Genomic DNA, 20576 nt, shown 5'->3' on the forward strand with positions numbered 1-20576 from the left:
TGGCAAGGTTATGCTCTACCCCTGAGCTACGCCCGCGCTACATTTGGTGAAGCGGTGTTTAGGCAATCCACGGCAGGCCCGCAAGAGGGAAAGTGACCTGAGGGGTAAGAATTCTTCTGGGAAGCAAAATGAGGGATGGGAGGGGGCTGGGCGCTAGAGATGATCCGGCAGGATAAACCCGGCCTGGGCGGCAAGGCGCCGCTGTTGTGGCTCTGTCGGCTGACAAGAGATGAACTCCGCGCCCGTGCAATGGGGCAGGTCCAGCGCCTTGATCAGCTGGCTGTCATACTGGCCAGACAGCAGCAGGATGCCCTCTTGTTCCAGGTGATCCCGGGTGCCGCGTCCCTTGTCTGACCGGATCCGGCGCATGAAGTCCTTTTGCTGCGCCACTGCCTCGACCACATCGCGGGCTATGGCGGTGTTCTGGATTTGGCGAAACAGGCTGGCCATGCGGGCATTTCCGGTGGCTTGGGAAAAAATCTCGCTGACCACATCGGGATCCTGTAGGCGCCAGAAGTTTGCCGGGTAGCTCTGGTCGCAGAGCAGCCAGAGGATATTGGCAAAACCGGCAGCTGAGACCGCGGCTTTGCCGTCCTTGTTTTTGCCCTGGGTCAGATAGGCGGGGCGCGCTATGATCAGACCGAGGTAGCACCGCGCGCGGGCTTCGTCGGCGGCTACCAGAAGGCAGGGCTGATCCAATGCCTCGGTGGGGATCATCCAATTGCTGCCCATGGTGTTTTTGATATCCATATCGCGGCCCAGGATTTCAGTATCCAACCGCCCGCGTGGCAGGCGCAGCAGGGCGCGCAGCTCAATCTCGACGCGGGTGCCGATATAGGTTTTTTCGGTCTTTTCCAGCTCTTCATAGGCGCGACGACCCGTCTTGGGCGTCATGATCACATCATCGATGCAGCGCCGTAGCATTGCAGGGAAGCTCTCTGCCAAGACCAAAGCGCCGCCGGCGCGGGTGGTGATCTCATTGGCCAGGGCGCTGAGCGTGTCAAAATCCGGATGCCCGGGCGCGACAAGGCTGGGGGGCAGGCTGCGTTTCATATCTACCTCGGTCTGGGCCGAAAGCTTGGGAATTTGAATACTTATAGAAAGGTGATGGGGGCAGGTCACCTCTCCCGATTTTAGGCTTCTCCAGAGCGCGGTGCGGGGAAGGCTATTGGGAGACGAGGCGCAGATTGGGGCGGGAAATCGCTTCTTTCAGTTGCCGGGCGACGGCCTCGGCTACGGGGGGCGGGAAGGCATTTCCAACCTGGCGATAGGCATTGGTCTTGGCGCCGGTGAAATGCCAGGCGTCCGGGAAGCCCTGGATGCGGGCCACCATGCGTACGGTAAGGCGGGGCATGTCGTTGTGGAAGGGATCAGGGGCCTCATAGGCGATAGTGCGGCCTTCGACCCCTAGGGAGGCCCAGGCGCGCCGTGCCCGGGTGGGGCCAAGGTCAGGACCGCCGTGTTTCTTTGAGCCGCCAACGATGGTGGGGGCGATCTCATCCGCCTGGGCGGCCCAGTCTTCGGCGCCGCGCCAGCCGCGCGCCTTCATAAGATCCAGAAGGGTCTCGCCTACAGTGGGGGGATTGTAAGGCAGTGGCTCGGGCCAAGAGAAATCCCCGGCAAACTCGCGCCGCAGGGCAATGATCGCCACCCGGGGTCGTAACTGCGGCACCCCGTAGTCCGACGCGTTGAGCAGCCGCCAGTCGGTTTCATAGCCCAGTTTGGCCAGCTGTTTTTTCAGCTTTTCGCGGTAGTCGTGAAAGGCAGCATCGAGGAAACCCCGCACGTTTTCGATCATCACCGCGCGGGGGCGGGTGGCATCGACAATGTGAATGGCATCATCAAACAGGTTGCGTTCATCCTTTTCGCCAAGCTGCTTGCCGGCCACTGAAAAGGGCGGGCAGGGCAACCCGCCGGCCAGCAGGTCAATGCCCTTGTAGGCGCTGGCCTCTTCTTTGAAGAGGCGCACGTCTTCTTCGAGCACGTTCCAGCCGGGTCGGTTGTGGCGCAGGGTGGCGCAGCAATGTTTGTCGATCTCGACCAGCGCTGTGTGGTCAAAGCCAGCGCGTTCCAGCCCCAGCGCCTGACCACCTGCGCCTGCACAGAGTTCCACGGATGTGAGCATATCGTTGCGCCTGCCTGTTTCTTGTTTTGCGTTCTGCATCTGTTCCTAGGTGAGATCTCGATTCCACGCAAGGTTCCGGCCAAACTCTCTTATTCAAACACGAAAGGCCACCCCCGAAGGAGTGGCCTTTTCGATGTCCAAATGGAGCGGGCGAGGCGATTCGAACGCCCGACCCTAACCTTGGCAAGGTTATGCTCTACCCCTGAGCTACGCCCGCGCTTCACTTGGTGAGGCGGATCTAGGCATTCTGCGCGCCCGTCGCAAGCGGAAAATGTAGCAAAGCGGAAAAAAGCCTTCGGTGAGAAAGCGGGACAGGCAGGGCAGGGGCGACGCCAGCCCCCAAAAAACTCTTGCGACAGAGCGACGGAAGAAGTCCGGGGGGGCGTTTCAATTGGAACGACCAACAGTCAGAAGGGGCGCCAGCCAATGAAATCAGTGGAAATTTTGCGGATCGGATCCTTGGTGATTCTGATTGCGCTGGGGGCGATTGTTCAGTCAGGAAAACCTTCGCAGGCCGCAGGTAATGAGGTCTGGTTGGGCGGTACAGAGGAATGCTACAGCGCAGGGGATTAAACCCCTGGTTTGCAACTGGCGATGATTTTGCCGTTGGTTTTGGCAGCTGGATAGGGGCGGCGGAGGGTGCAGGCAGCTTGGTGGCGCGCATCGGGCACTGGCGCGTTTGCTCAAGGTTGTATTTTCAGCCTTTGTTTCCCTGCGCATTAATAGAAACTACAGAAATCTAATAGAGATTTCAGTCTGTAGTGTGGCTGGATGTGGCGGTGACTTCTGTCTGGGGTTGTTTCGCGATGTGACTGACGCGCTATTTTGGGGGCGCGATGCCGTTGCCGTCATTGGGTGATTTGCACCTCCGTTCCTGGGGGGCTTTTATTGAGTGTCTTTTGGTTCTTCCTTCAATTTCAAAACTTGCGAGATGCTTTTATGCAGTTTATTCCTGGTTTGGTCTCTGTCCGGTTGGGCAGTCTTCGTGGGCGTAAACTCTTTGCCCTTTGTGCGGCCTTGGCAACTGGCGGTCTGCCATCCGGGGCAAGCGCATTGGACAATTCAGTCAATAGAAACTTCGCTACATCCCTAGGTGACTGTGTAGCAGCTGCGCAGCTTACAATTGGGGACCCCGTCGCCGTGTTTTTGTATAAAACGGGGCCAGATTCACTCTATGCCGGCGGGCGTGCCTTCAGGCCTGTAGCGGGTTTCAATGTGGGCAGTCCGATCACGGCGGCCTTTATTGCGGACTGCCTGAGCATTTCGGCTTCTGATGTTGTCGGTCTGGTTCAGGACGGGCCAACGGGAACCATTGCGGATGATGACTACATTGGGTTCAGTTTTTCCGTCGGAAGCAGGGCCTATGAGATCGCGTTGGCTGGCAAGACCACGACAAGCTTTGTGGCAACTGTGCCGCCGTCTGACACCACAGCTCCCTCGGTCACTCTTTCGAGCAGTACCAGTTCTGTGGTGCCGGGCACGGCCTTTGAGGTCGCTATCGTCTTTTCGGAAGATGTTACCGGTTTGAGCCTATCTGATCTGAGCGTCACAAATGGCTCCGCTGCCAGTCTTTCCGGTTCGGGCGCCAATTATACGGTGCAACTCACGCCGACCGGGGCGGGCGATGTTTCCGTCAATCTGGCGGCGAATGTTGCCGAAGATGCGGCCAGCAATGGCAATCTGGCCTCCAACACGCTTACTGTCGGCACATCGGTTGTTGCCGATACCAGCAAGACCATACGCCAGTTTGCCTCAACCCGCGCGACACAGCTGGTCAATAATCAACCGGATCTGACCGGCTTTCTTTCGGGAACTGGCAGTGCTGCGCTCAATTTGCAGGTTACCCGTGGGCGCGGCACCTTTGACATCGACACTGGCGTTGATGCGCCGATCTGGCTCCGGGCGCAGGGATCGACGGTAAAGGCAGGGACCAGTTCTGGCTCCTATGCCTTTGGCGCCTTTGGCGGACATATCCAGCTGAGCGAGAGGCTGCTGGTTGGGGCCTTGGTTGAGTTTGACTATCTTGATCAGGAGGATGGTCGCAGCTCGATCGAAGGGCGCGGCTGGCTGGTCGGCCCCTATTTTGTCACCAAATTTCCAACGCAGGATCTGTTTGTGGAGGGGCGGTTGCTCTATGGGCAAAGCAACAATGACATCTCTCCCTATGGCACCTACCGCGACCAGTTCGACAGCGAACGCTGGCTGGCCATGGTCAAACTCTCGGGCCAGGTGGTCCGGGGCGAAACCACTCTTATTCCCAGTCTGGCGGCCTCTTACACCACCGATAAGCAAGAGGCCTACCGGGACAGTCTGGGCAATCTGATCCCAAGCCAAAAGCTGGAACAGGGGCGTATTGAACTGGGGCTGGATTTTGAAACCCCGGCTCCCTTCTATCATGGGTCTGGTGAGCTGCTGCTGACTGGCGGTGTCAGTGCGATTGGCACCTCGTCCAGCGCCTCTGGCTCGGCGGTGATTAACCCGGTTGATCAGGACGGCGGTAGGGCCCAGGTTGAATTGGGGCTGTTCTACGCCTTCTCAAAGCATGGGAGTTTTCGGATCGAGGGCTTTTATGATGGCATAGGTATGAGCGGCTATCGCAGTTACGGTGTACAAGCGGGGCTAAATCTCAACTTTTAGGCACGACACATTCAGGCATGGGAAACCCTGAGACAATGCAAAAAGGGCGCCAAGTGGCGCCCTTTGTTTTAGCCTGCACCCTGTTTCCGGGGCGGGCGCTTACTCCAGGTCTTCGAGTTCGACCAGCAGGTCCTTGGCGTCGATCTGGGTGCCGGCGGAGACATGCAGCGCTTTGACGCGCGCCGCGCGCTCAGCATGCAGGCCGGTTTCCATTTTCATCGCCTCGATGGTCAGCAGCATATCGCCTTCGTGGACCTCTTGGCCGACCTGAACCGCGACGCTGGCGACAACGCCGGGCATTGGCGCGCCGATGTGATTGGCATTGCCAACTTCGGCCTTGAGGCGGCTGTCGGTGCTGGCCTTGACCAGACGGTTTGGCACCCGAATGACGCGGGGCTGGCCGTTGAGTTCAAAGAAGACTTTCACCTCGCCGGTTTCGTCGGTTTCGCCAATCGCCTGCAGGCGAATTTCCAGGGTCTTACCGGGATCAATCTCGGCAGTGATCTCTTCGCCGGGCTCCATACCGTAAAAGAAAGCCCGTGTTGGCAGAGTGCGGACCGGTCCGTACTGGCGGTGACGCCCCATGTAGTCGAGGAAGACCTTGGGATACATCAGGTAGCCGTTGAGATCCTCATCATCCACCACTTTGCCCTCAAGCTCCTGGCTGAGCTCGGTACGCATAGCTTCCAGATCCACCGGCTCCAGATGGGCGCCTGGACGGGCCAAATTGGGCGCGTCACCCTTCAGGACTTTGGCGGTGATACCCTCGGGGAAGCCACCGGGAGGCTGGCCGAGGTTGCCGCGCATCATGTCGACAACGCTGTCTGGGAAGGAAACTTCTGTTTCGGGGTTCTCCACCTCTTCGCGGCTGAGGTTCTGGGAGACCATCATCAGGGCCATATCGCCGACAACCTTGGAGGAGGGCGTCACCTTGACGATATCGCCAAACATCTGGTTCACATCGGCATAGGTCTGGGCGACCTCGTGCCAGCGCTCTTCCAGCCCCAGGGAGCGCGCTTGCGCCTTGAGGTTGGTGAACTGCCCGCCGGGCATCTCATGCAGGTAGACCTCGGAGGCAGGAGCCTGCAGGCCGGACTCGAAGGCCACATACTGCGCGCGGACCTGCTCCCAGTAGTCAGAGATTTCGCGAATCTTTTCGATGTCGAGCCCTGTGTCGCGATCGGTATTGCGCAGACCTTCGACGATGGAGCCAAAGCAGGGCTGCGATGTCCCGCCAGAGAAGGCATCCATGGCAACATCCACCGCATCGACACCAGCGTCAGCGGCGGCAAGAATAGTGGCACCAGCAATGCCCGAGGTGTCATGGGTGTGGAAATGCACCGGCAGGCCGACCTCTTCCTTCAGCGCCTTGACCAGCTGACGGGCGGCAGCAGGTTTCAGCAGGCCTGCCATGTCTTTTAGACCCAGAACATGGGCGCCGGCAGCTTCCAGTTCCTTGGCCATGCCGACATAGTATTTCAGGTCATATTTGGCCCGGTTCGGATCCAGAATATCGCCAGTGTAGCAGATGGTGCCTTCACAAAGCTTGCCGCTCTCGACCACTGCATCCATGGCGACGCGCATGTTTTCCACCCAGTTGAGGCTGTCAAACACGCGGAAGACATCCACGCCGGTCACAGCAGCCTGGCGGACAAATTCCTGCACCACATTGTCAGGGTAGTTGGTGTAGCCCACGCCATTGGAGGCGCGCAGCAGCATCTGGGTCATCACATTGGGCATGGCCTCGCGCAGATCACGCAACCGCTGCCAGGGGCATTCCTGCAGGAAGCGATAGGCTACATCAAAGGTCGCACCACCCCAGCATTCAACCGAGAACAGCTGGCTGAGGTTCTGCGCATAGGCAGGGGCGACCTTGATCATGTCGTGGCTGCGCATGCGGGTCGCCAGCAGGGACTGGTGGCCATCGCGCATTGTGGTATCGGTGAGCAGCAGCTGGCGCTGGGCCTTCATCCAATCAGCAACGGCTTGAGCGCCCTTTTGCTCCAGCAGATTGCGGGTGCCATAGGGCAGCGGCGCCGGGTCCACATGCGGGGCGCGAGGCTCTTTCAGATCCGCCGCCGGGGCAGCGCGGCCTTCGGTCTCTGGGTGACCGTTGACGGAGATATCCGCCAGATAGGTCAACACCTTGGTGCCGCGGTCCTGACGTTTGGCAAACTGGAACAGGTCCGGCGTGTTGTCGATGAATGTGGTGGTATAGCTGTTGTCGAGGAAGGTCGGATGCTTCAGCAGGTTCTCAACAAAGGCAATATTGGTGGACACACCCCGCACTCGGAACTCTCGCAGGGCGCGGTCCATCCGGGCAATGGCCTTTTCCGGGGTCTGCGCCCAGGCGGTGACCTTGGTCAGCAGGCTGTCATAATAGCGCGTAATTACACCGCCCGCATAGGCGGTACCGCCATCCAGACGGATGCCCATGCCGGTGGCCGAACGATAGGCTGTGATGCGGCCATAATCGGGGATGAAATTGTTCAGCGGATCTTCGGTGGTCACACGGGTCTGCAGCGCATGGCCGTTGAGGCGGATCTCCTCCTGGGCGGCCTTGCCGGTGGCCTCGGCGATGGGCTTGCCCTCGGCGATCAAGATCTGCGCCTGAACGATGTCGATGCCGGTGACTTCCTCGGTGACAGTATGTTCCACCTGCACACGGGGGTTCACCTCGATGAAGTAGAACTTGCCGCTTTCCATATCCATCAGGAATTCGACAGTGCCGGCGCATTCATAATTCACATGGGCGCAGATCTTGCGGCCCAACTCGCAGATCTCGGCGCGCTGCTCTTCTGACAGGTAAGGCGCAGGGGCGCGTTCCACGACCTTTTGGTTGCGACGCTGCACCGAGCAGTCGCGTTCAAACAGGTGATAGATCTCACCATGTTTGTCGCCGAGGATCTGCACCTCGACGTGACGGGCGCGGGTGATCATCTTTTCCAGATAGCCTTCGCCATTGCCAAAGGCGGCTTCGGCCTCGCGGCGGCCTTCCAGAACTTTTTCTTCCAGCTCATCCGGGCCGTGGATGGGGCGCATGCCGCGACCGCCGCCGCCCCAAGAGGCCTTGAGCATCAGCGGATAGCCGACCTCTTTAGCCTCATCTGCGATGGCTTTCATGTCATCGCCTAGCACTTCGGTGGCGGGGATGACGGGCACACCTGCCTCGATGGCGACACGCCGCGCAGAGGCCTTATCGCCCAGGGCGCGCATGGTTTCGGCCTTGGGGCCGATAAAGGTGATGCCGTTGCGGGCGCAGGCATCGACAAATTCGGGGTTCTCGGAGAGCAGCCCGTATCCGGGGTGGATGGCATCGGCGCCACATTCCTTGGCGACGCGAATAATCTCGTCGATGCTCAGATAGGCGGCAACCGGCCCCATGCCGATCCCGATGCGATAGGCTTCATCCGCTTTGAAGCGGTGCAGCCCCAGTTTGTCCTCTTCGGCGTAGACCGCAACCGTGCGCTTGCCCATTTCATTTGCTGCGCGCATGACACGGATGGCGATTTCGCCCCGGTTTGCAATCAGGATTTTCTTGAAATCAGGCATTGTCGCTCCTCGGAGTAGTCTAGGTTTGGCGAAGTGTTAGTTACATCTTAGTCCCTGGTATAGCCGTAGTATTGGGTATCTGCGGCATGATTGCGCTCCCATACGGCCATTTTCCGGCAGTTTTTTGTGCAGATGCAGCATGAACGCCTGAATTCCGGCTTTTGACTGTTCGCAAATTGCCTAAATTTTGGGCAAAACTACCCTGTGCGAATCTTTGGTCACCCCTGCTGACGTATCTGCGATTACGCTTTCGGGTGAGGGTGTGGGGGCAATTTCAACTCGCAGGCTTTGCTACCTGTTTCAGGGGTTTGCGCTGGGCGTCTGAGGATGTAACGCTAAATTGCGAATTTGCAAATTCCGTGCCTCTGCCAGATTTCGCAGGCCTAGCTGGCCCATATTGGCCTCCAGATCCTTGGAGAGGACCTCAACCAGATGCTGTGGCCCCTGGGTTCCTAATGCTGCAAGTGCATAGTGAAAGGCGCGCCCCAGCATGACAAAATCTGCCCCCAGCGCCAGGGCGCGCAGAATGTCGAGCCCGCCTTCGATACCACTGTCCAAAATCAGCGGCAGATTGGTCGCGGCGCGTATCTCGGGCAGGGCCTCGATCGTGGCGGGGGCGGCATCAAACTGCCGGCCCGCGTGGTTGGAAATCCACAGGGCATCGACGCCGATCTGCTCCAGCGGCGCGGCATCTTCGGGCCGCATCACGCCTTTGACCACAAAGGGACCATCCCAGGCATCGCGTAGCCATTTGACATAGTCCCAATCCGGAGAGGTGCGCAGCAGATAGCCAATATGGGCAGTGGAAGAGAGCCCTTCGTTCTGCGCGGCAACATATTTATCCAGGGTGCGCATATGCGGCATGCCGCCTTCATGGCGATGCTGGCGCGCCATGCCGAGCGCCCAGGTGGGATTGCAGGCCACCTGCGCCAGAAGGTGCGGGGTCAGCCGGGGCGGCTGTGTCAGGCCTGAGCGCACCTGACGTTCGCGCCTAGAGGCCACCGGCACATCAACTGTCAGCACTAAGGTTTTAAAGCCTGCCTGTTTGGCCCGCTGCAACAGGTCGCGGCGGATTTCTTCGTCTTTGGGCGGATAGAGCTGAAACCAGGCCTCTGGCCCCAGATGCGGGGCCAAATCCTCGGGGCATTGGCTGGCCACGGTGGACAGAGAATAAGGAATACCCGTGGCTGCGCCAAACCGCGCCAGATGGCCCTCGGCATCGGGCCACATCAGGCCGGACATTCCTAAGGGCGCAATGCCAAAGGGCAGCGGCAGATCCCGGCCCAGCAAAGAGGTCGACAGATCTACCTGCTGCTCGCCATGCAGGATCGACGGCATAAAGCCAATCTGATCCAGAGCACTGCGATTGCGCTGCTTGGTGGCCTCTTCGCCGGTGGCACTGTCGAGGTATTCCCAAACAAACTTTGGCAGGCGGGATTTGGCACGGGCGCGCAGATCGCTCAGCCCTGGGTATTTTTGATGTAGGTCCATGCGATATTGATAGGCGGTGGATCTGAATTGGCAAGAGGCGCGGATCTGCTGCCCGCCAGCGTAGGTGGCACAGGCAGGGCGTTTATGGGTTTGAGCTCGGTTTGGTGTCAAATTACCTTGTGAACATAATGCGAACGTCCTCTTTTCTCGGGGATTGAATCACGCTAGTGTTACGGGCATGAGCAGTTTTGATGAAATGGACGCCTTTGAGGGCGCCTCCCTGTCGTCGCGGGCCATGGCGGCCCGTCCTACCCCCTATATGGATGGATTGAATCCTGCCCAGCGGGAGGCGGTGGAATGTCTGAACGGGCCGGTGCTGATGTTGGCCGGGGCTGGCACCGGCAAGACCAAGGCGCTGACGGCGCGGATTGTGCATCTGCTCAACACCGGATCAGCGCGCAGCAATGAGATCCTGGCGGTGACCTTCACCAATAAGGCCGCCCGCGAAATGAAAGAACGGGTTGGCACCATGCTGGGGCAACCTGCTGAAGGCATGCAATGGCTGGGCACCTTTCATTCGGTCTGTGTCAAACTGCTGCGCCGCCATGCGGAACTGATCTGCGGCGAGGCCACGTCAAATTCGGATGCGGTTCTGGAAGAGGTTGAAAACTCTGAGAACCCGAACCCCTATGAGGATCTGGGGCCCTCGGCGCGCCCTCGTCGGGGCAACACGCTGCACCTAAAATCGAATTTCACCATTCTGGACACTGATGATCAGATCCGTCTGCTCAAACAGTTGATCCGGGCCGCGGATATTGATGAGAAACGCTGGCCGCCGCGAATGCTGGCGGGCATCATTGATGACTGGAAAAACCGCGCACTGACGCCGGAAAAACTGCCCGCCTCTGAGGCGGGGTCCTATAACTATCGCGGGCCAGAGCTTTATGCCCAGTATCAGCGCCGCCTGCTGGAGCTGAACGCCGTCGATTTTGGTGATCTGCTGCTGCATGTGGTGACGATCTTTCAGACCCATGGCGATATCCTGGCGCAGTATCAGCGCTGGTTCCGCTTCATCATGGTGGATGAGTATCAGGATACCAATATTGCCCAGTATCTATGGCTGCGGCTTTTGGCGGGCGGCCATAAAAACATTTGCTGCGTCGGCGATGATGATCAGTCGATCTATGGTTGGCGCGGTGCCGAGGTGGGTAATATCCTGCGCTTTGAAAAGGACTTTCCCGGTGCCAAGGTGGTGCGGCTGGAGCAGAACTACCGCTCGACCGAACATATCCTCGCCGCCGCCTCTGGGGTGATCAGTGGCAATTCCGGCCGCTTGGGCAAGGAGCTGTGGACGGCTGAGAAGGGTGGCGAGAAGGTGCGCCTGATCGGTCACTGGGATGGCGAGGAAGAAGCCCGCTGGATCGGCGAAGAGATCGAGGCGACACAGCGGGGCACCCGCGGTCAACGCCCCATCGATTTGAATGATATGGCGATCCTGGTGCGGGCCTCGCATCAGATGCGCGCCTTTGAGGATCGTTTCCTGACCATCGGCCTCCCCTACCGCGTCATTGGCGGCCCACGCTTTTACGAGCGGCTCGAGATCCGCGACGCCATGGGCTATTTCCGCATGGTGACCTCGGCAGATGATGATCTGGCCTTTGAGCGCATTGTGAATACGCCCAAACGCGGCCTTGGCGACAAGGCACAGCAGACCATTCAGCGCTTTGCCCGCGAAAATGGCGTCTCCCTGGTGGAAGGCGCGCGTTTGGCGGTGGAGGCCGGTGCCATCAAGGGTAAGGGCGGCGCGGCGCTGCGCCGCCTGGTGGAGGATCTGGCGCGCTGGGGGCGGATGACCGGTGACGCTGATATCTCCCATATGGAGCTGGCGGAAATCGTGCTGGACGAAAGCGGCTATACCGGCATGTGGCAGGCGGATAAGAACCCCGACAGCCCGGGCCGGTTGGAAAACCTCAAGGAACTGGTCAAGGCGCTGGAGAATTTTGAAAACCTGCAGGGGTTCCTGGAGCATGTCAGCCTGGTGATGGACAATGACAAACAGGATTCCGACCAGAAGATCTCGATCATGACGCTGCACGCGGCCAAGGGGCTGGAGTTCCCGGCGGTCTTTCTGCCGGGCTGGGAGGACGGCTTGTTCCCGTCGCAACGCTCGATGGATGAAAGCGGTCTCAAAGGATTGGAAGAAGAGCGACGGCTCGCCTATGTGGGCATCACGAGGGCCGAAGAGGTCTGTACGATTTCCTTTGCAGGCAATCGCCGGGTCTTTGGCCAATGGCAATCGCAACTGCCCTCGCGCTTTGTCGATGAGCTGCCCGAGGAGCATGTGGAGGTGCTGACGCCGCCGGGGCTTTATGGTGGCGGCTATGGTGCGGCAGCCAGCAGTGCCGAACCTAGGCGCTCCACCATTGACGCAAAGGTGGCACAGGCGGATGGCTACAACTCACCTGGCTGGAAGCGCATGCAGGCCCGGGCGGGCCAGCGCGGCACTGCCCAGCCCAAAGAGGCCCGCCATCAGGTCATAGACCTGACCGCAACCTCTAGCTTCACCCTTGGCGAGCGGGTGTTCCACCAGAAGTTTGGCTATGGGGCAATTACCGGGATCGAAGGCGACAAGCTGGAAGTGAGCTTTGAAAAAGCCGGTGTAAAAAAGGTGGTGTCGCGATTTATTTCTTCGGCAAGCAGTGAGGGGGCTGCGGCTGCCTCGGATGATGTTCCGTTTTGAAGGGACTGTTGATCTGAAAGATCACGGTGTCGGATCACAAAGTGATCCGACCCGGGCGGGCGCGCCGAGACAGTTTTACTGTCTCGGCGCGCCCGCCACCCTTTTGCCAGTGTTGCGATCAGCAACATCCGCCACTTTTGCTGCTGCTGTCAGAACAGGGCTGGACCTCTGTTTGCTCCTTACGACCAAGAAGGGTTTGCTCTGACAGGTAGAAGTCCCGGAAAGCCATGTCGAAATCGGTTGCTACTGATTTCTCTGCCAACCCTGTTTTGAGCAGATTGCCTTGCCAGCGCTTTAGCTTTGGCCGGTCACCGATGAAGTCAAAGCCGCTGCTCTCTTGGATCAGGCCCGCGCGGTGCAGCAGGACAAGCCAGGCGATATCGACCCAGCCGATGCTCTCACCGGAAAAGAAGGTCGCGCCGCTTGAGAGTTGCTTTTCAACCTTGTCAAACAACTGTCCGAGTTTGGCGGCACGTGAAGTGAGATCTTCCTGCGTGTTGGAACGCTGGGCCGCGCATTGAACCAGGTAGTTTTTGGCCGCCAGATAGCCCCAGGCCCGTTCGCGCGCCTTGTCTTCGGGCGAAAGGTCTGGCTGCAGGGCGCCATAGGCATCCTGAATGTATTCAACGATGGCCTCTGATTCAAACAGCGCTTGCCCCTGATCGGTGATCAGAATCGGGACCTGTCCGTTGGGGGCGATCTGCAAAAACCACGCTGGCTTGTCGGCGAGGGAGATGAATTCGACTTCGTAATCCAATCCCTTTGCTTCCAGCAGGGCGGTGACGCGCTGCACAAAGGGGCAAATCTTGAAACTGACGATCTTGATCATTGTCGTGAACCTTCTGTCTGTGATGTTCACGAGGTAAGACGCAGGGGACTTCAAAAAGACGGGAAAAACATCAACATTTTTTGCAACCCTCTGATTTTGCGGAGTAGTCAAATACGCGCCCCTGGCTGTCCTGATGAAAGGCGCAGCAGTTGTCAAACTGGTGCCTGAGTTTGAGGCGCGCGGCCTGGACGCGGGTTTTGACGGTTGAATAGGGTAGGCCGAGCGCCTCTGCATGATCCCGCTGCGAGGTTCCTTCTAGGTCAATCGCCTGCAACAGGCCGGCATCCTGTTTGGGGAGGGCGCTCAAAAAAGGTGTGATGCATTGCGCCAGATCCAGTGGTTCCGGCTCGTTTTCACCATACCAAAGATCATCGGGCGCAAGCTGAGCCAGATGCGAATCGCGGGCCTTTCTTCGGTAGTGGTCCGTGGTGGCATTACGGGTGATGCGAAAGATCCACGGTAGCAAGGGTGTGTCCGCTGGCAGGTCCGGCAGAGCGCGATGCACTTTTAGCAGAACCTCTTGCAACAGATCGTCGACATCATCGGGGTTTGCGATGCGCCGCAGCAGGAAGCGTGAGATTTCTGCCCGATATTGCTGCCAAATGTGATCAAGCACCCTGTTTCCCCCATTGTTCTGCGCAGCATGTGTGGATTTTCCCATCAGTTACAAGCCCGGCTGGTCGGCCGAGTGGCAGGCATGACGTCAGCGCGAGCGCAGGTGTAGGAAAAAAACTAGGTGCAAAAACAAGAAACGGCGGCGCCCAGGGAGGAGGAGAGGGCACCGCCGTTCATGACAACATCAGGATCAAGGGAGGAGGAGATCCGGATGTATTCTGCTCCGGGGTTAGCCGGATATAGGGTGCGGTGACATCAGGGAGGAGGAGGATGTCACCGCGTAGGACAGGCCCTTTAGGGAGGAGGAGAAAAGAGCCTGATCTCTATTAGTTATTCTCGTATGCCGCCTGGTAGGCGATGCGCTTAATCATGGACCGGTTCAGGCCCAGATCTGCCAGTTCGCGACCCGAAAGCTCAGAGAGCTCTGACAGGGTTGTGCGATACAGGCGGTAACGGGCGAACTTTACGTTCAGCTCGTCGATCCAAGCCAGGTTCAGAGCCGAGAATACAGACTTAGGTGTTGCGAATTGGTTTACAGCGGCCATCGGGTCGATCCTCAGAACTGGGTGTTTGATTGTGCCGGTCTCGGCGTGTCTTGAAATCAAAATAGTTAAATGCTGCACCTGCACAATCCCCTAAGAGGGCATTTCTGCTATGCAGCATTTGCATAGGTCACCTGTTACCCTTTTGTAAACAGGTCACTTTTTAAGCGAAATAGTGCAAAACTGCCTTCCGTCAGGGCAACTGACCTATTGGCATTCTTTGCTTTCCCTTGCGGAATGACGGCCTAGGGAACAAGGTGGCGATCCCATCCTTTTTGCTCCTGAGTCGGGGCGAATCTTCTAAATGCAGACGAGATCTACAGGAGCGCTGAACATGCCGGTGACAGAGAAAGAGATTACCGAGGCCCTGGAACGCCTGGCCCTGCCGGATGGCGGCACCTTGATCTCGCGGGATATGATCCGCGCCCTGGCCCTGCAGGGGGGGGCTGAGGATGGCGGTACAAAGGTCAGCTTTGTGATCGAGGCGCCAAGCCCGGCGATTGCGCAACATATGGAACCTTTGCGCCGCGCGGCTGAAGCGGCGGTGCTGGCATTGACGGGCGTTGCCTCTGTCTCTGCGGCCCTGACGGCCCATGGCCCGGCACCTGCAACTCCTCCGGCCCCCAGTCTTAAGATTGGCGGGCACCCAAAGGCGCAGGCTGGACCGATCAAACCTGCTGGCGTGGCCCGTATTCTGGCTGTGGCCTCTGGAAAGGGCGGCGTGGGTAAATCTACCGTTAGCGCCAATCTGGCTGTGGCTCTGGCAAAACAAGGACGCCGGGTTGGGCTGTTGGACGCTGATATATATGGGCCTAGCCAGCCGCGTATGATGGGCGTCTCTGGGCGTCCGGAGAGCCCGGATGGCAAGGTGATCGAGCCCTTGGTGGCGCATGGTGTCACACTCATGTCGATTGGCCTCATGGTGGCTGAGGAAAAAGCGGTGGTCTGGCGCGGACCTATGCTGATGGGCGCGTTGCAGCAGATGCTGGGGCAGGTGAATTGGGGGCAATTGGATGTGCTGATCGTTGATCTGCCGCCGGGAACCGGCGATGTGCAGCTGACGCTTTGTACCAAAAGCGAGCTGAGCGGAGCAATTGTTGTCAGCACGCCGCAGGATGTGGCGCTGCTGGATGCGCGCAAGGCGCTTGATATGTTCAAGACACTAAAGACGCCGGTCTTAGGTCTGATCGAGAATATGTCTTTCTTTACCTGTCCGGACTGCGGTGGCGAGCATCATATCTTTGGCCATGGTGGGGTCGCTGCCGAGGCCGAGACCCTGGGCCTGCCCCTATTGGGGGCATTGCCGATTGATCTGGAAACCCGCCTTGCAGGCGATGCCGGAGCGCCGGTGGCTATTGGCGATGGGCCCATTGCCAAGGCCTATGCGCAGATCGCGAGCGGCTTGGTCGCTGGTGGGATGGCTTAAGCCCGCTTTCAGGTTGGTTTCTGCCCTGAAAGCGAAAGGCTGTAATCTGATGCAGGCCTGGGCATCCTTGTTGCTTGCATTCTAATAAAATCAACCAAATGGTCAAAAGGCTGTGCGGCGTGAGCAACCTGGGGGAGAGTTGCCGGTTTGCGCCTGCAGCATGGGAAACCATGGGATCGATGGGAATTCATGGCCCGCTCTGGTCTCTTTTTTGGGATCTATCCGGCTGATTAGTCCGTCACCCGCACGAATCATATGGCAGCCTGCCCTCCGATTCTATTTATCCCCAGGGTTATGCACAGGAGTCCTGTGGAACATTGAGGGAACTTGTTAACGGGGGGTTAATTTTTGGTCACCCTTTGGGAATTTATGGGCAGAGATGGCCCTCGTTCTGTGACTTTTTTTGCACCCTATATTTTGTGTCTGATCGGGGAGATTGGGCTATTTGTGCCAATCCGCCCCTGATCTTGACTGATATTTTCTGAGAATTCGGCGGTGGATAATCAGCTTTGCGGTAGCTTTTCTTCATTGTGGGTTGTCAGGCCATGAATTCCCATAGTATCCCTTTCTCATCGGATGCAGAGAAGAGCACCAGGGGCGCCAAAGACCCCAAGCTCACAATAATAAGCAGGTTTCATACAGGCCTTCACTTCATTCGAACAATGAGAGATCCGGCGCGCGGGCGAGCAGACATCCCCCCAGGTGGCGCGCGCAGTCGGACAACCCGCAAAGCGGGAATTAGGTGGCGAGTTGATCAGTGGCAGCAGATCAACTCGCCCCTTTTACTTTCTAGGGGGCGAATGGCGCCAGGTGCGCATATAGAGGATTGAGTTTTGGGCCGCAGGTTCAGAGGCGAAAGCCACCATAAGGTGGACACAAAGGGGCGGGTGTCGATTCCGGCCTCCTTTCGTCGTGTGATCGAGGCCAGCGACCCGAACTGGAAATCCGGCGAAAACCCCGAACTGGTTATTGTCTACGGCGATCAGCGCCGCAACTTCCTTGAGTGCTATACAATGGAGGCGATCGAGGAGGTCGACGACAAGATTGATGCGCTCCCACGTGGCTCCATGCAGCGCAAGATGTTGCAGAAAATGTTCCACGGCCAGTCTTTCCCAACCACGGTAGATGAGACCGGTCGCTTGGTTCTGCCCGCCAAGCTGCGCAACAAGATCGGTCTCGAAAAAGAAGCCTTCTTTATCGCAGCGGGTGACACTTTTCAGCTCTGGAAGCCTGAGACCTACAAAGAAGAAGATCAGGCTCTGACTGAGCAATATATGGATGAGCTGCCAGAAGGGTTTGACCCGATGGAGTTCCTTGATGGCGCCGGAGGCGCATAGGTAATGACGACGGACCGCCCAACACCTTCTGGTCCCCATGTTCCGGTACTGCTGCGCCCCCTGTTAAAAGCGGTGGCACCGGTTTCGGGCCGTTGGCTGGATGGCACCTTTGGGGCGGGTGGTTATACCCGTGGTCTGTTGGAGGCTGGCGCAAACCAAGTGATTGGTGTTGACCGTGATCCGCTGGCCTTTGAACTGGCCAAGCCCTGGGCGGCGGACTATGGCGACCGCCTGGTGCTGCAAGAGGGCGTCTTCTCCAAGATGGACGACTATGCCCAGGATCTGGACGGAGTCGTGCTGGACCTAGGGGTCTCGTCGATGCAGCTGGATCTGGCGGAACGGGGCTTTTCCTTTATGCGCGATGGGCCACTGGATATGCGCATGTCGCAATCTGGTCCCTCGGCGGCGGATCTGGTGGCAGAGCTGTCGGAAGTGCAGCTGGCAGATATTCTGTTTCACTTTGGCGAAGAGCGCGCCAGTCGCCGCATTGCCAAATCTATCGTCAAGGCCCGCGCACTGGAGCCGATCACCACCACGCTGCAATTGGCGAAGCTGGTTGAGGGTTGCCTGCCGCGGTCAAAGCCGGGGCAGTCCCATCCCGCCACCCGTAGTTTTCAGGCCCTGCGTATTGCGGTGAATGCCGAATACGAAGAGCTGTTCAACGGGCTGCTGGCAGCAGAACGTGCCTTGAAACCTGGCGGATTGCTGGCTGTTGTGACCTTCCATTCGGTCGAAGACCGCATGGTTAAGCGTTTTTTCCAGCATCGGGCAAACAAAACCGGCCGCGCCAATCGCTATGCGCCCGAGATCGAAGAAATCCCTGCCCAATTTGAGCTGGTCACCCGCAAGGCCGTTGGCCCGGATGATGATGAGCTGGCGGAAAACCCGCGCTCTCGTTCGGCCCGTCTGCGGGTGGGGCGGCGAACAGATGCAGAGCCGGTACCGATCAGCGCCAAGGATCTCAGCATGCCGCAACTGAAAGAAGGGCGCAAATGAAGTCGCTGCTCTATGTGATCACTGCCCTGGCGGTGTTTGGTCTGGCCTTCTGGGCCTACCGCGAGAACTATGCCACCCAGCAGGTGCTCAAGGATACCCGCCAGTTGCAACGTCAGATCGGCGCCGCGCAGGTGCGGCTGAGCGTGCTGCGCGCGGAATGGGCCTATCTGAACCGGCCTGACCGTCTGATTGAATTGGCAGAGCTAAATTTTGAACGCTTGGGCCTGTTGCCGCTGCGCCCGGATCAGTTTGGCCGGGTGGACGAGGTAACATACCCTGCTCAGCCGGCGCTGCTCATTACCGAAGGTGTTGATGTTTCTGGCTTCAATGCCAGGCCGCGCACGGAGGAGGGCCAATGATCCGTACCCCCCTGCGCCCGCTGGCCCGCATTCTGGATGCCCGTTCCAAGGGGGAAAACCCCGACGCTATTGAAAAAGAGAACATCCGTCAGCGCCATGACGAAATTCAGGTAAAATCCCGCCAGCGCGCCGAGGGGCGTTTGCTTGTGCTTGGGGTGTTTTTCCTCTGTGCCTATACGGCCGTTGCTGCGCGTATGGGGGTCATGGCGACTTCAGAGCCCCGCGAGCCTGTTGCCAGCGCTGCTGGCAGCGCCATTGCCATGCAGCGGGCAGATATTGTCGACCGTCAGGGCCGCATTCTGGCCACCAATTTTGAGACTCATTCGCTTTATGTACAGCCGCCACAGCTGATTGATCCGGTCAATGCCGTTGATCGCTTGGTGGAGATCTTCCCGGATCTGGACCGCGAGCGCCTGCTTCAGGACTTCACCGGCTCTCGCAAGTTCCTGTGGGTCAAAAAGAAAATCAGCCCCGAGCAAAAGCAGGCGGTGCATGATATTGGCGATCCCGGCCTACTGTTTGGCCCGCGTGAGATGCGGCTCTATCCAAATGGCTCTGTTGCGGCCCATATTCTGGGCGGCGCGGGGTTTGGCAAGGAAGGCGTAAGCGCCGCCGAGGTGATCGGTGTGGCTGGTGTCGAAAAGCAATTTGATACCTATCTGCGCGATCCCGCCAATGGCAGCGCGCCGCTGGCTTTGTCGCTGGACCTCACGGTGCAGGCCGCCGCCGAGCGGGTGCTGGATGGCGGCATGAAGCTGATGAATGCCAAGGGCGCCACCTCGATCCTGATGGATGTGCAGACCGGAGAAGTGATCTCGGTCGTGTCCCTCCCCGATTTTGACCCCAACGAACGCCCGGCACCGCCGACCGAAGGTTTTGATCCTTCGGTGAGCCCGCTGTTCAATCGCGCGGTCCAAGGCGTCTACGAGCTGGGCTCGACTTTCAAGATTTTCACCGCCGCACAGGCGGTGGATCTGGGATTGGCAAACCCCGATACCGTGATCGATACCCGCGGGCCGCTGAGGTGGGGGAAATTCTCGATCAAGGATTTTCGTGACTACGGCAGCGAGCTGTCAGTCACCAAGATCATCGTGAAATCCTCCAATATCGGCACTGCGCGGCTGGCGCAGCAAATCGGCGCCGAGCGGCAGCAGGATTTCCTTGGCAATCTTGGCATGCTCGAAGCAACCCCGCTCGAAATTGTCGAAGCCCGGGGCGGCAAGCCGCTGTTGCCCCCAAACTGGTCCGAACTGTCGGCGATGACCATTTCTTATGGCCATGGTATCTCCACCACGCCGATGCATCTGGCGGCAGGCTATGCGGTGATCGCCAACGGCGGGCACTACGTCAGCCCCACCATTCTGAAACAGGATGGTCCCCAGCTGGGGCGGCGCGTCATGTCGGCGCAATCAGCAGAGGCCGCACGGATCATGTTGCGCAAAGTGGTCACCGAAGGCACCGCCAGCTTTGCCCGTGTCCCCGGCTATCAGGTGGGTGGCAAGACCGGCACCGCCGATAAACCCAGACCTCAGGGCGGCTATTATGAGGATAAGGTCATTGCCACCTTTGCCTCTATCTTCCCAGCGCATGATCCCAAATACGTTCTGGTTGTCACCCTGGACGAACCTTCCATTATTGCCCATGGCGAAGAGCGCCGCACGGCTGGCTGGACCGCCGTGCCGGTGGCGGCGGAAATGATTGGTCGCCTGGCGCCGCTCTTGGGGCTCAGACCACAAGTTGAACCCACCGAGGTGACTGGTATAACCCTCACTTCAAACTGATCCCGGGGGAGATCCCGGGCCTATTACCTGGTGAGGGCCGCAGATGCGCAGCAACCCCAATGAGACCCCTGATAGCCGCCCGCTGAGCGAGCTGGGCCTCACCGCCCGTGGCGGTGCTGATCCCTTGATCAAGGACCTGTCCGTGGACAGCCGCCGGGCCGGCGGGGGCGCGCTCTTTGCGGCGCTGCCGGGCAGCCTGGTGCATG

General features: G+C 58.9%; 15 protein-coding genes, 1 tRNA gene and 1 pseudogene. 9 read left to right on the forward strand and 8 right to left on the reverse strand.

Annotation, left to right across the window (positions count from 1 at the left end; translation table 11 throughout):
* Positions 1 to 153 precede the first annotated feature (153 nt).
* The 3 genes from ABJP42_RS15245 to ABJP42_RS15255 all read right to left on the reverse strand — a co-directional run bounded on the left by ABJP42_RS15245 (position 154) and on the right by ABJP42_RS15255 (position 2342).
* Positions 154 to 1053 (reverse strand): NaeI family type II restriction endonuclease, encoded by a 900-nt coding sequence (locus tag ABJP42_RS15245; protein ID WP_348341842.1) that lies wholly within the window; start codon positions 1051 to 1053, stop codon positions 154 to 156.
* Between the two features lie 112 nt (positions 1054 to 1165).
* Positions 1166 to 2125, reverse strand: a complete 960-nt coding sequence (locus ABJP42_RS15250; RefSeq protein WP_348341844.1) for a DNA cytosine methyltransferase — start codon at positions 2123 to 2125, stop codon at positions 1166 to 1168.
* 142 nt (positions 2126 to 2267) lie between these two features.
* Positions 2268 to 2342 (reverse strand) — tRNA-Gly (locus ABJP42_RS15255).
* Between the two features lie 209 nt (positions 2343 to 2551).
* On the opposite strand from ABJP42_RS15255, the gene ABJP42_RS15260 reads away from it, so the two are divergent.
* Both ABJP42_RS15260 and ABJP42_RS15265 read left to right on the forward strand, forming a co-directional pair.
* Positions 2552 to 2698 (forward strand): hypothetical protein, encoded by a 147-nt coding sequence (locus tag ABJP42_RS15260; protein ID WP_348341846.1) that lies wholly within the window; start codon positions 2552 to 2554, stop codon positions 2696 to 2698.
* Between the two features lie 567 nt (positions 2699 to 3265).
* Positions 3266 to 4762 carry an Ig-like domain-containing protein gene (locus tag ABJP42_RS15265; protein WP_348341848.1) on the forward strand — a complete coding sequence of 499 codons (1497 nt, stop codon included), beginning with the start codon at positions 3266 to 3268 and terminating at the stop codon, positions 4760 to 4762.
* A 99-nt stretch (positions 4763 to 4861) separates the two neighbouring features.
* Here the strand turns inward: ABJP42_RS15265 and ABJP42_RS15270 are convergent, their stop codons facing one another.
* Together ABJP42_RS15270 and ABJP42_RS15275 are read right to left on the reverse strand one after the other, a co-directional pair.
* A complete protein-coding gene (locus ABJP42_RS15270) occupies positions 4862 to 8314 on the reverse strand; it encodes a pyruvate carboxylase (protein WP_348341850.1) in 3453 nt (1150 codons plus the stop codon).
* Between the two features lie 300 nt (positions 8315 to 8614).
* Entirely contained in the window at positions 8615 to 9805 is a 1191-nt protein-coding gene (locus ABJP42_RS15275) for an alpha-hydroxy acid oxidase (protein WP_348341852.1), read from the reverse strand.
* A 178-nt stretch (positions 9806 to 9983) separates the two neighbouring features.
* On the opposite strand from ABJP42_RS15275, the gene ABJP42_RS15280 reads away from it, so the two are divergent.
* Positions 9984 to 12485 carry an ATP-dependent helicase gene (locus tag ABJP42_RS15280; RefSeq protein WP_348341854.1) on the forward strand — a complete coding sequence of 834 codons (2502 nt, stop codon included), beginning with the start codon at positions 9984 to 9986 and terminating at the stop codon, positions 12483 to 12485.
* A 118-nt stretch (positions 12486 to 12603) separates the two neighbouring features.
* Here the strand turns inward: ABJP42_RS15280 and ABJP42_RS15285 are convergent, their stop codons facing one another.
* The 3 genes from ABJP42_RS15285 to ABJP42_RS15295 all read right to left on the reverse strand — a co-directional run bounded on the left by ABJP42_RS15285 (position 12604) and on the right by ABJP42_RS15295 (position 14474).
* Positions 12604 to 13470 (reverse strand): glutathione S-transferase family protein, encoded by an 867-nt coding sequence (locus ABJP42_RS15285; RefSeq protein ID WP_348341856.1) that lies wholly within the window; start codon positions 13468 to 13470, stop codon positions 12604 to 12606.
* Positions 13385 to 13930, reverse strand: a complete 546-nt coding sequence (locus tag ABJP42_RS15290) for a sigma-70 family RNA polymerase sigma factor (protein ID WP_348341858.1) — start codon at positions 13928 to 13930, stop codon at positions 13385 to 13387. Before ABJP42_RS15290 ends, ABJP42_RS15285 begins: the two co-directional genes overlap by 86 nt.
* 325 nt (positions 13931 to 14255) lie before the next feature.
* Complete coding sequence (locus tag ABJP42_RS15295) at positions 14256 to 14474, reverse strand: DUF1127 domain-containing protein (protein WP_348341860.1); 219 nt, start codon at positions 14472 to 14474, stop codon at positions 14256 to 14258.
* A gap of 331 nt (positions 14475 to 14805) precedes the next feature.
* On the opposite strand from ABJP42_RS15295, the gene ABJP42_RS15300 reads away from it, so the two are divergent.
* The 6 genes and pseudogenes from ABJP42_RS15300 to ABJP42_RS15325 all read left to right on the forward strand — a co-directional run.
* Entirely contained in the window at positions 14806 to 15897 is a 1092-nt protein-coding gene (locus ABJP42_RS15300) for an Mrp/NBP35 family ATP-binding protein (RefSeq protein ID WP_348341870.1), read from the forward strand.
* A gap of 869 nt (positions 15898 to 16766) precedes the next feature.
* Positions 16767 to 17234, forward strand: coding sequence for a division/cell wall cluster transcriptional repressor MraZ (mraZ, locus tag ABJP42_RS15305; RefSeq protein WP_348341862.1), 468 nt, complete (start codon positions 16767 to 16769; stop codon positions 17232 to 17234).
* Positions 17235 to 17237: 3 nt separating this feature from the next.
* Positions 17238 to 18230: a 16S rRNA (cytosine(1402)-N(4))-methyltransferase RsmH gene (rsmH, locus tag ABJP42_RS15310; protein WP_348341864.1), complete on the forward strand. Its 993-nt coding sequence runs from the start codon at positions 17238 to 17240 to the stop codon at positions 18228 to 18230.
* Positions 18227 to 18589 (forward strand): cell division protein FtsL, encoded by a 363-nt coding sequence (gene ftsL / locus ABJP42_RS15315; RefSeq protein ID WP_348341866.1) that lies wholly within the window; start codon positions 18227 to 18229, stop codon positions 18587 to 18589. The genes rsmH and ftsL overlap by 4 nt, the downstream gene beginning before the upstream one ends.
* On the forward strand, positions 18586 to 20370 hold the full coding sequence (locus ABJP42_RS15320) for a peptidoglycan D,D-transpeptidase FtsI family protein (protein ID WP_348341868.1): 1785 nt from the start codon (positions 18586 to 18588) through the stop codon (positions 20368 to 20370). The genes ftsL and ABJP42_RS15320 overlap by 4 nt, the downstream gene beginning before the upstream one ends.
* 43 nt (positions 20371 to 20413) lie before the next feature.
* Positions 20414 to 20576 (forward strand): annotated as a pseudogene (locus tag ABJP42_RS15325) (UDP-N-acetylmuramoyl-L-alanyl-D-glutamate--2,6-diaminopimelate ligase); the annotation flags it as partial.

The organism is Pseudophaeobacter sp., from assembly GCF_039971195.1.
Taxonomy (GTDB): domain Bacteria; phylum Pseudomonadota; class Alphaproteobacteria; order Rhodobacterales; family Rhodobacteraceae; genus Pseudophaeobacter.

Coding starts and splice junctions, on each gene's coding strand:
- ABJP42_RS15250 (WP_348341844.1), bottom strand. CDS start 2,125: ATGCTCACATCCGTGGAACTCTGTGCAGGCGCAGGTGGTCAGGCGCTG.
- ABJP42_RS15275 (WP_348341852.1), bottom strand. CDS start 9,805: ATGGACCTACATCAAAAATACCCAGGGCTGAGCGATCTGCGCGCCCGT.
- ABJP42_RS15320 (WP_348341868.1), top strand. CDS start 18,586: ATGATCCGTACCCCCCTGCGCCCGCTGGCCCGCATTCTGGATGCCCGT.
- ABJP42_RS15270 (WP_348341850.1), bottom strand. CDS start 8,314: ATGCCTGATTTCAAGAAAATCCTGATTGCAAACCGGGGCGAAATCGCC.
- ABJP42_RS15245 (WP_348341842.1), bottom strand. CDS start 1,053: ATGAAACGCAGCCTGCCCCCCAGCCTTGTCGCGCCCGGGCATCCGGAT.
- ABJP42_RS15295 (WP_348341860.1), bottom strand. CDS start 14,474: ATGGCCGCTGTAAACCAATTCGCAACACCTAAGTCTGTATTCTCGGCT.
- ABJP42_RS15300 (WP_348341870.1), top strand. CDS start 14,806: ATGCCGGTGACAGAGAAAGAGATTACCGAGGCCCTGGAACGCCTGGCC.
- ABJP42_RS15260 (WP_348341846.1), top strand. CDS start 2,552: ATGAAATCAGTGGAAATTTTGCGGATCGGATCCTTGGTGATTCTGATT.
- ABJP42_RS15280 (WP_348341854.1), top strand. CDS start 9,984: ATGAGCAGTTTTGATGAAATGGACGCCTTTGAGGGCGCCTCCCTGTCG.
- ftsL (WP_348341866.1), top strand. CDS start 18,227: ATGAAGTCGCTGCTCTATGTGATCACTGCCCTGGCGGTGTTTGGTCTG.
- rsmH (WP_348341864.1), top strand. CDS start 17,238: ATGACGACGGACCGCCCAACACCTTCTGGTCCCCATGTTCCGGTACTG.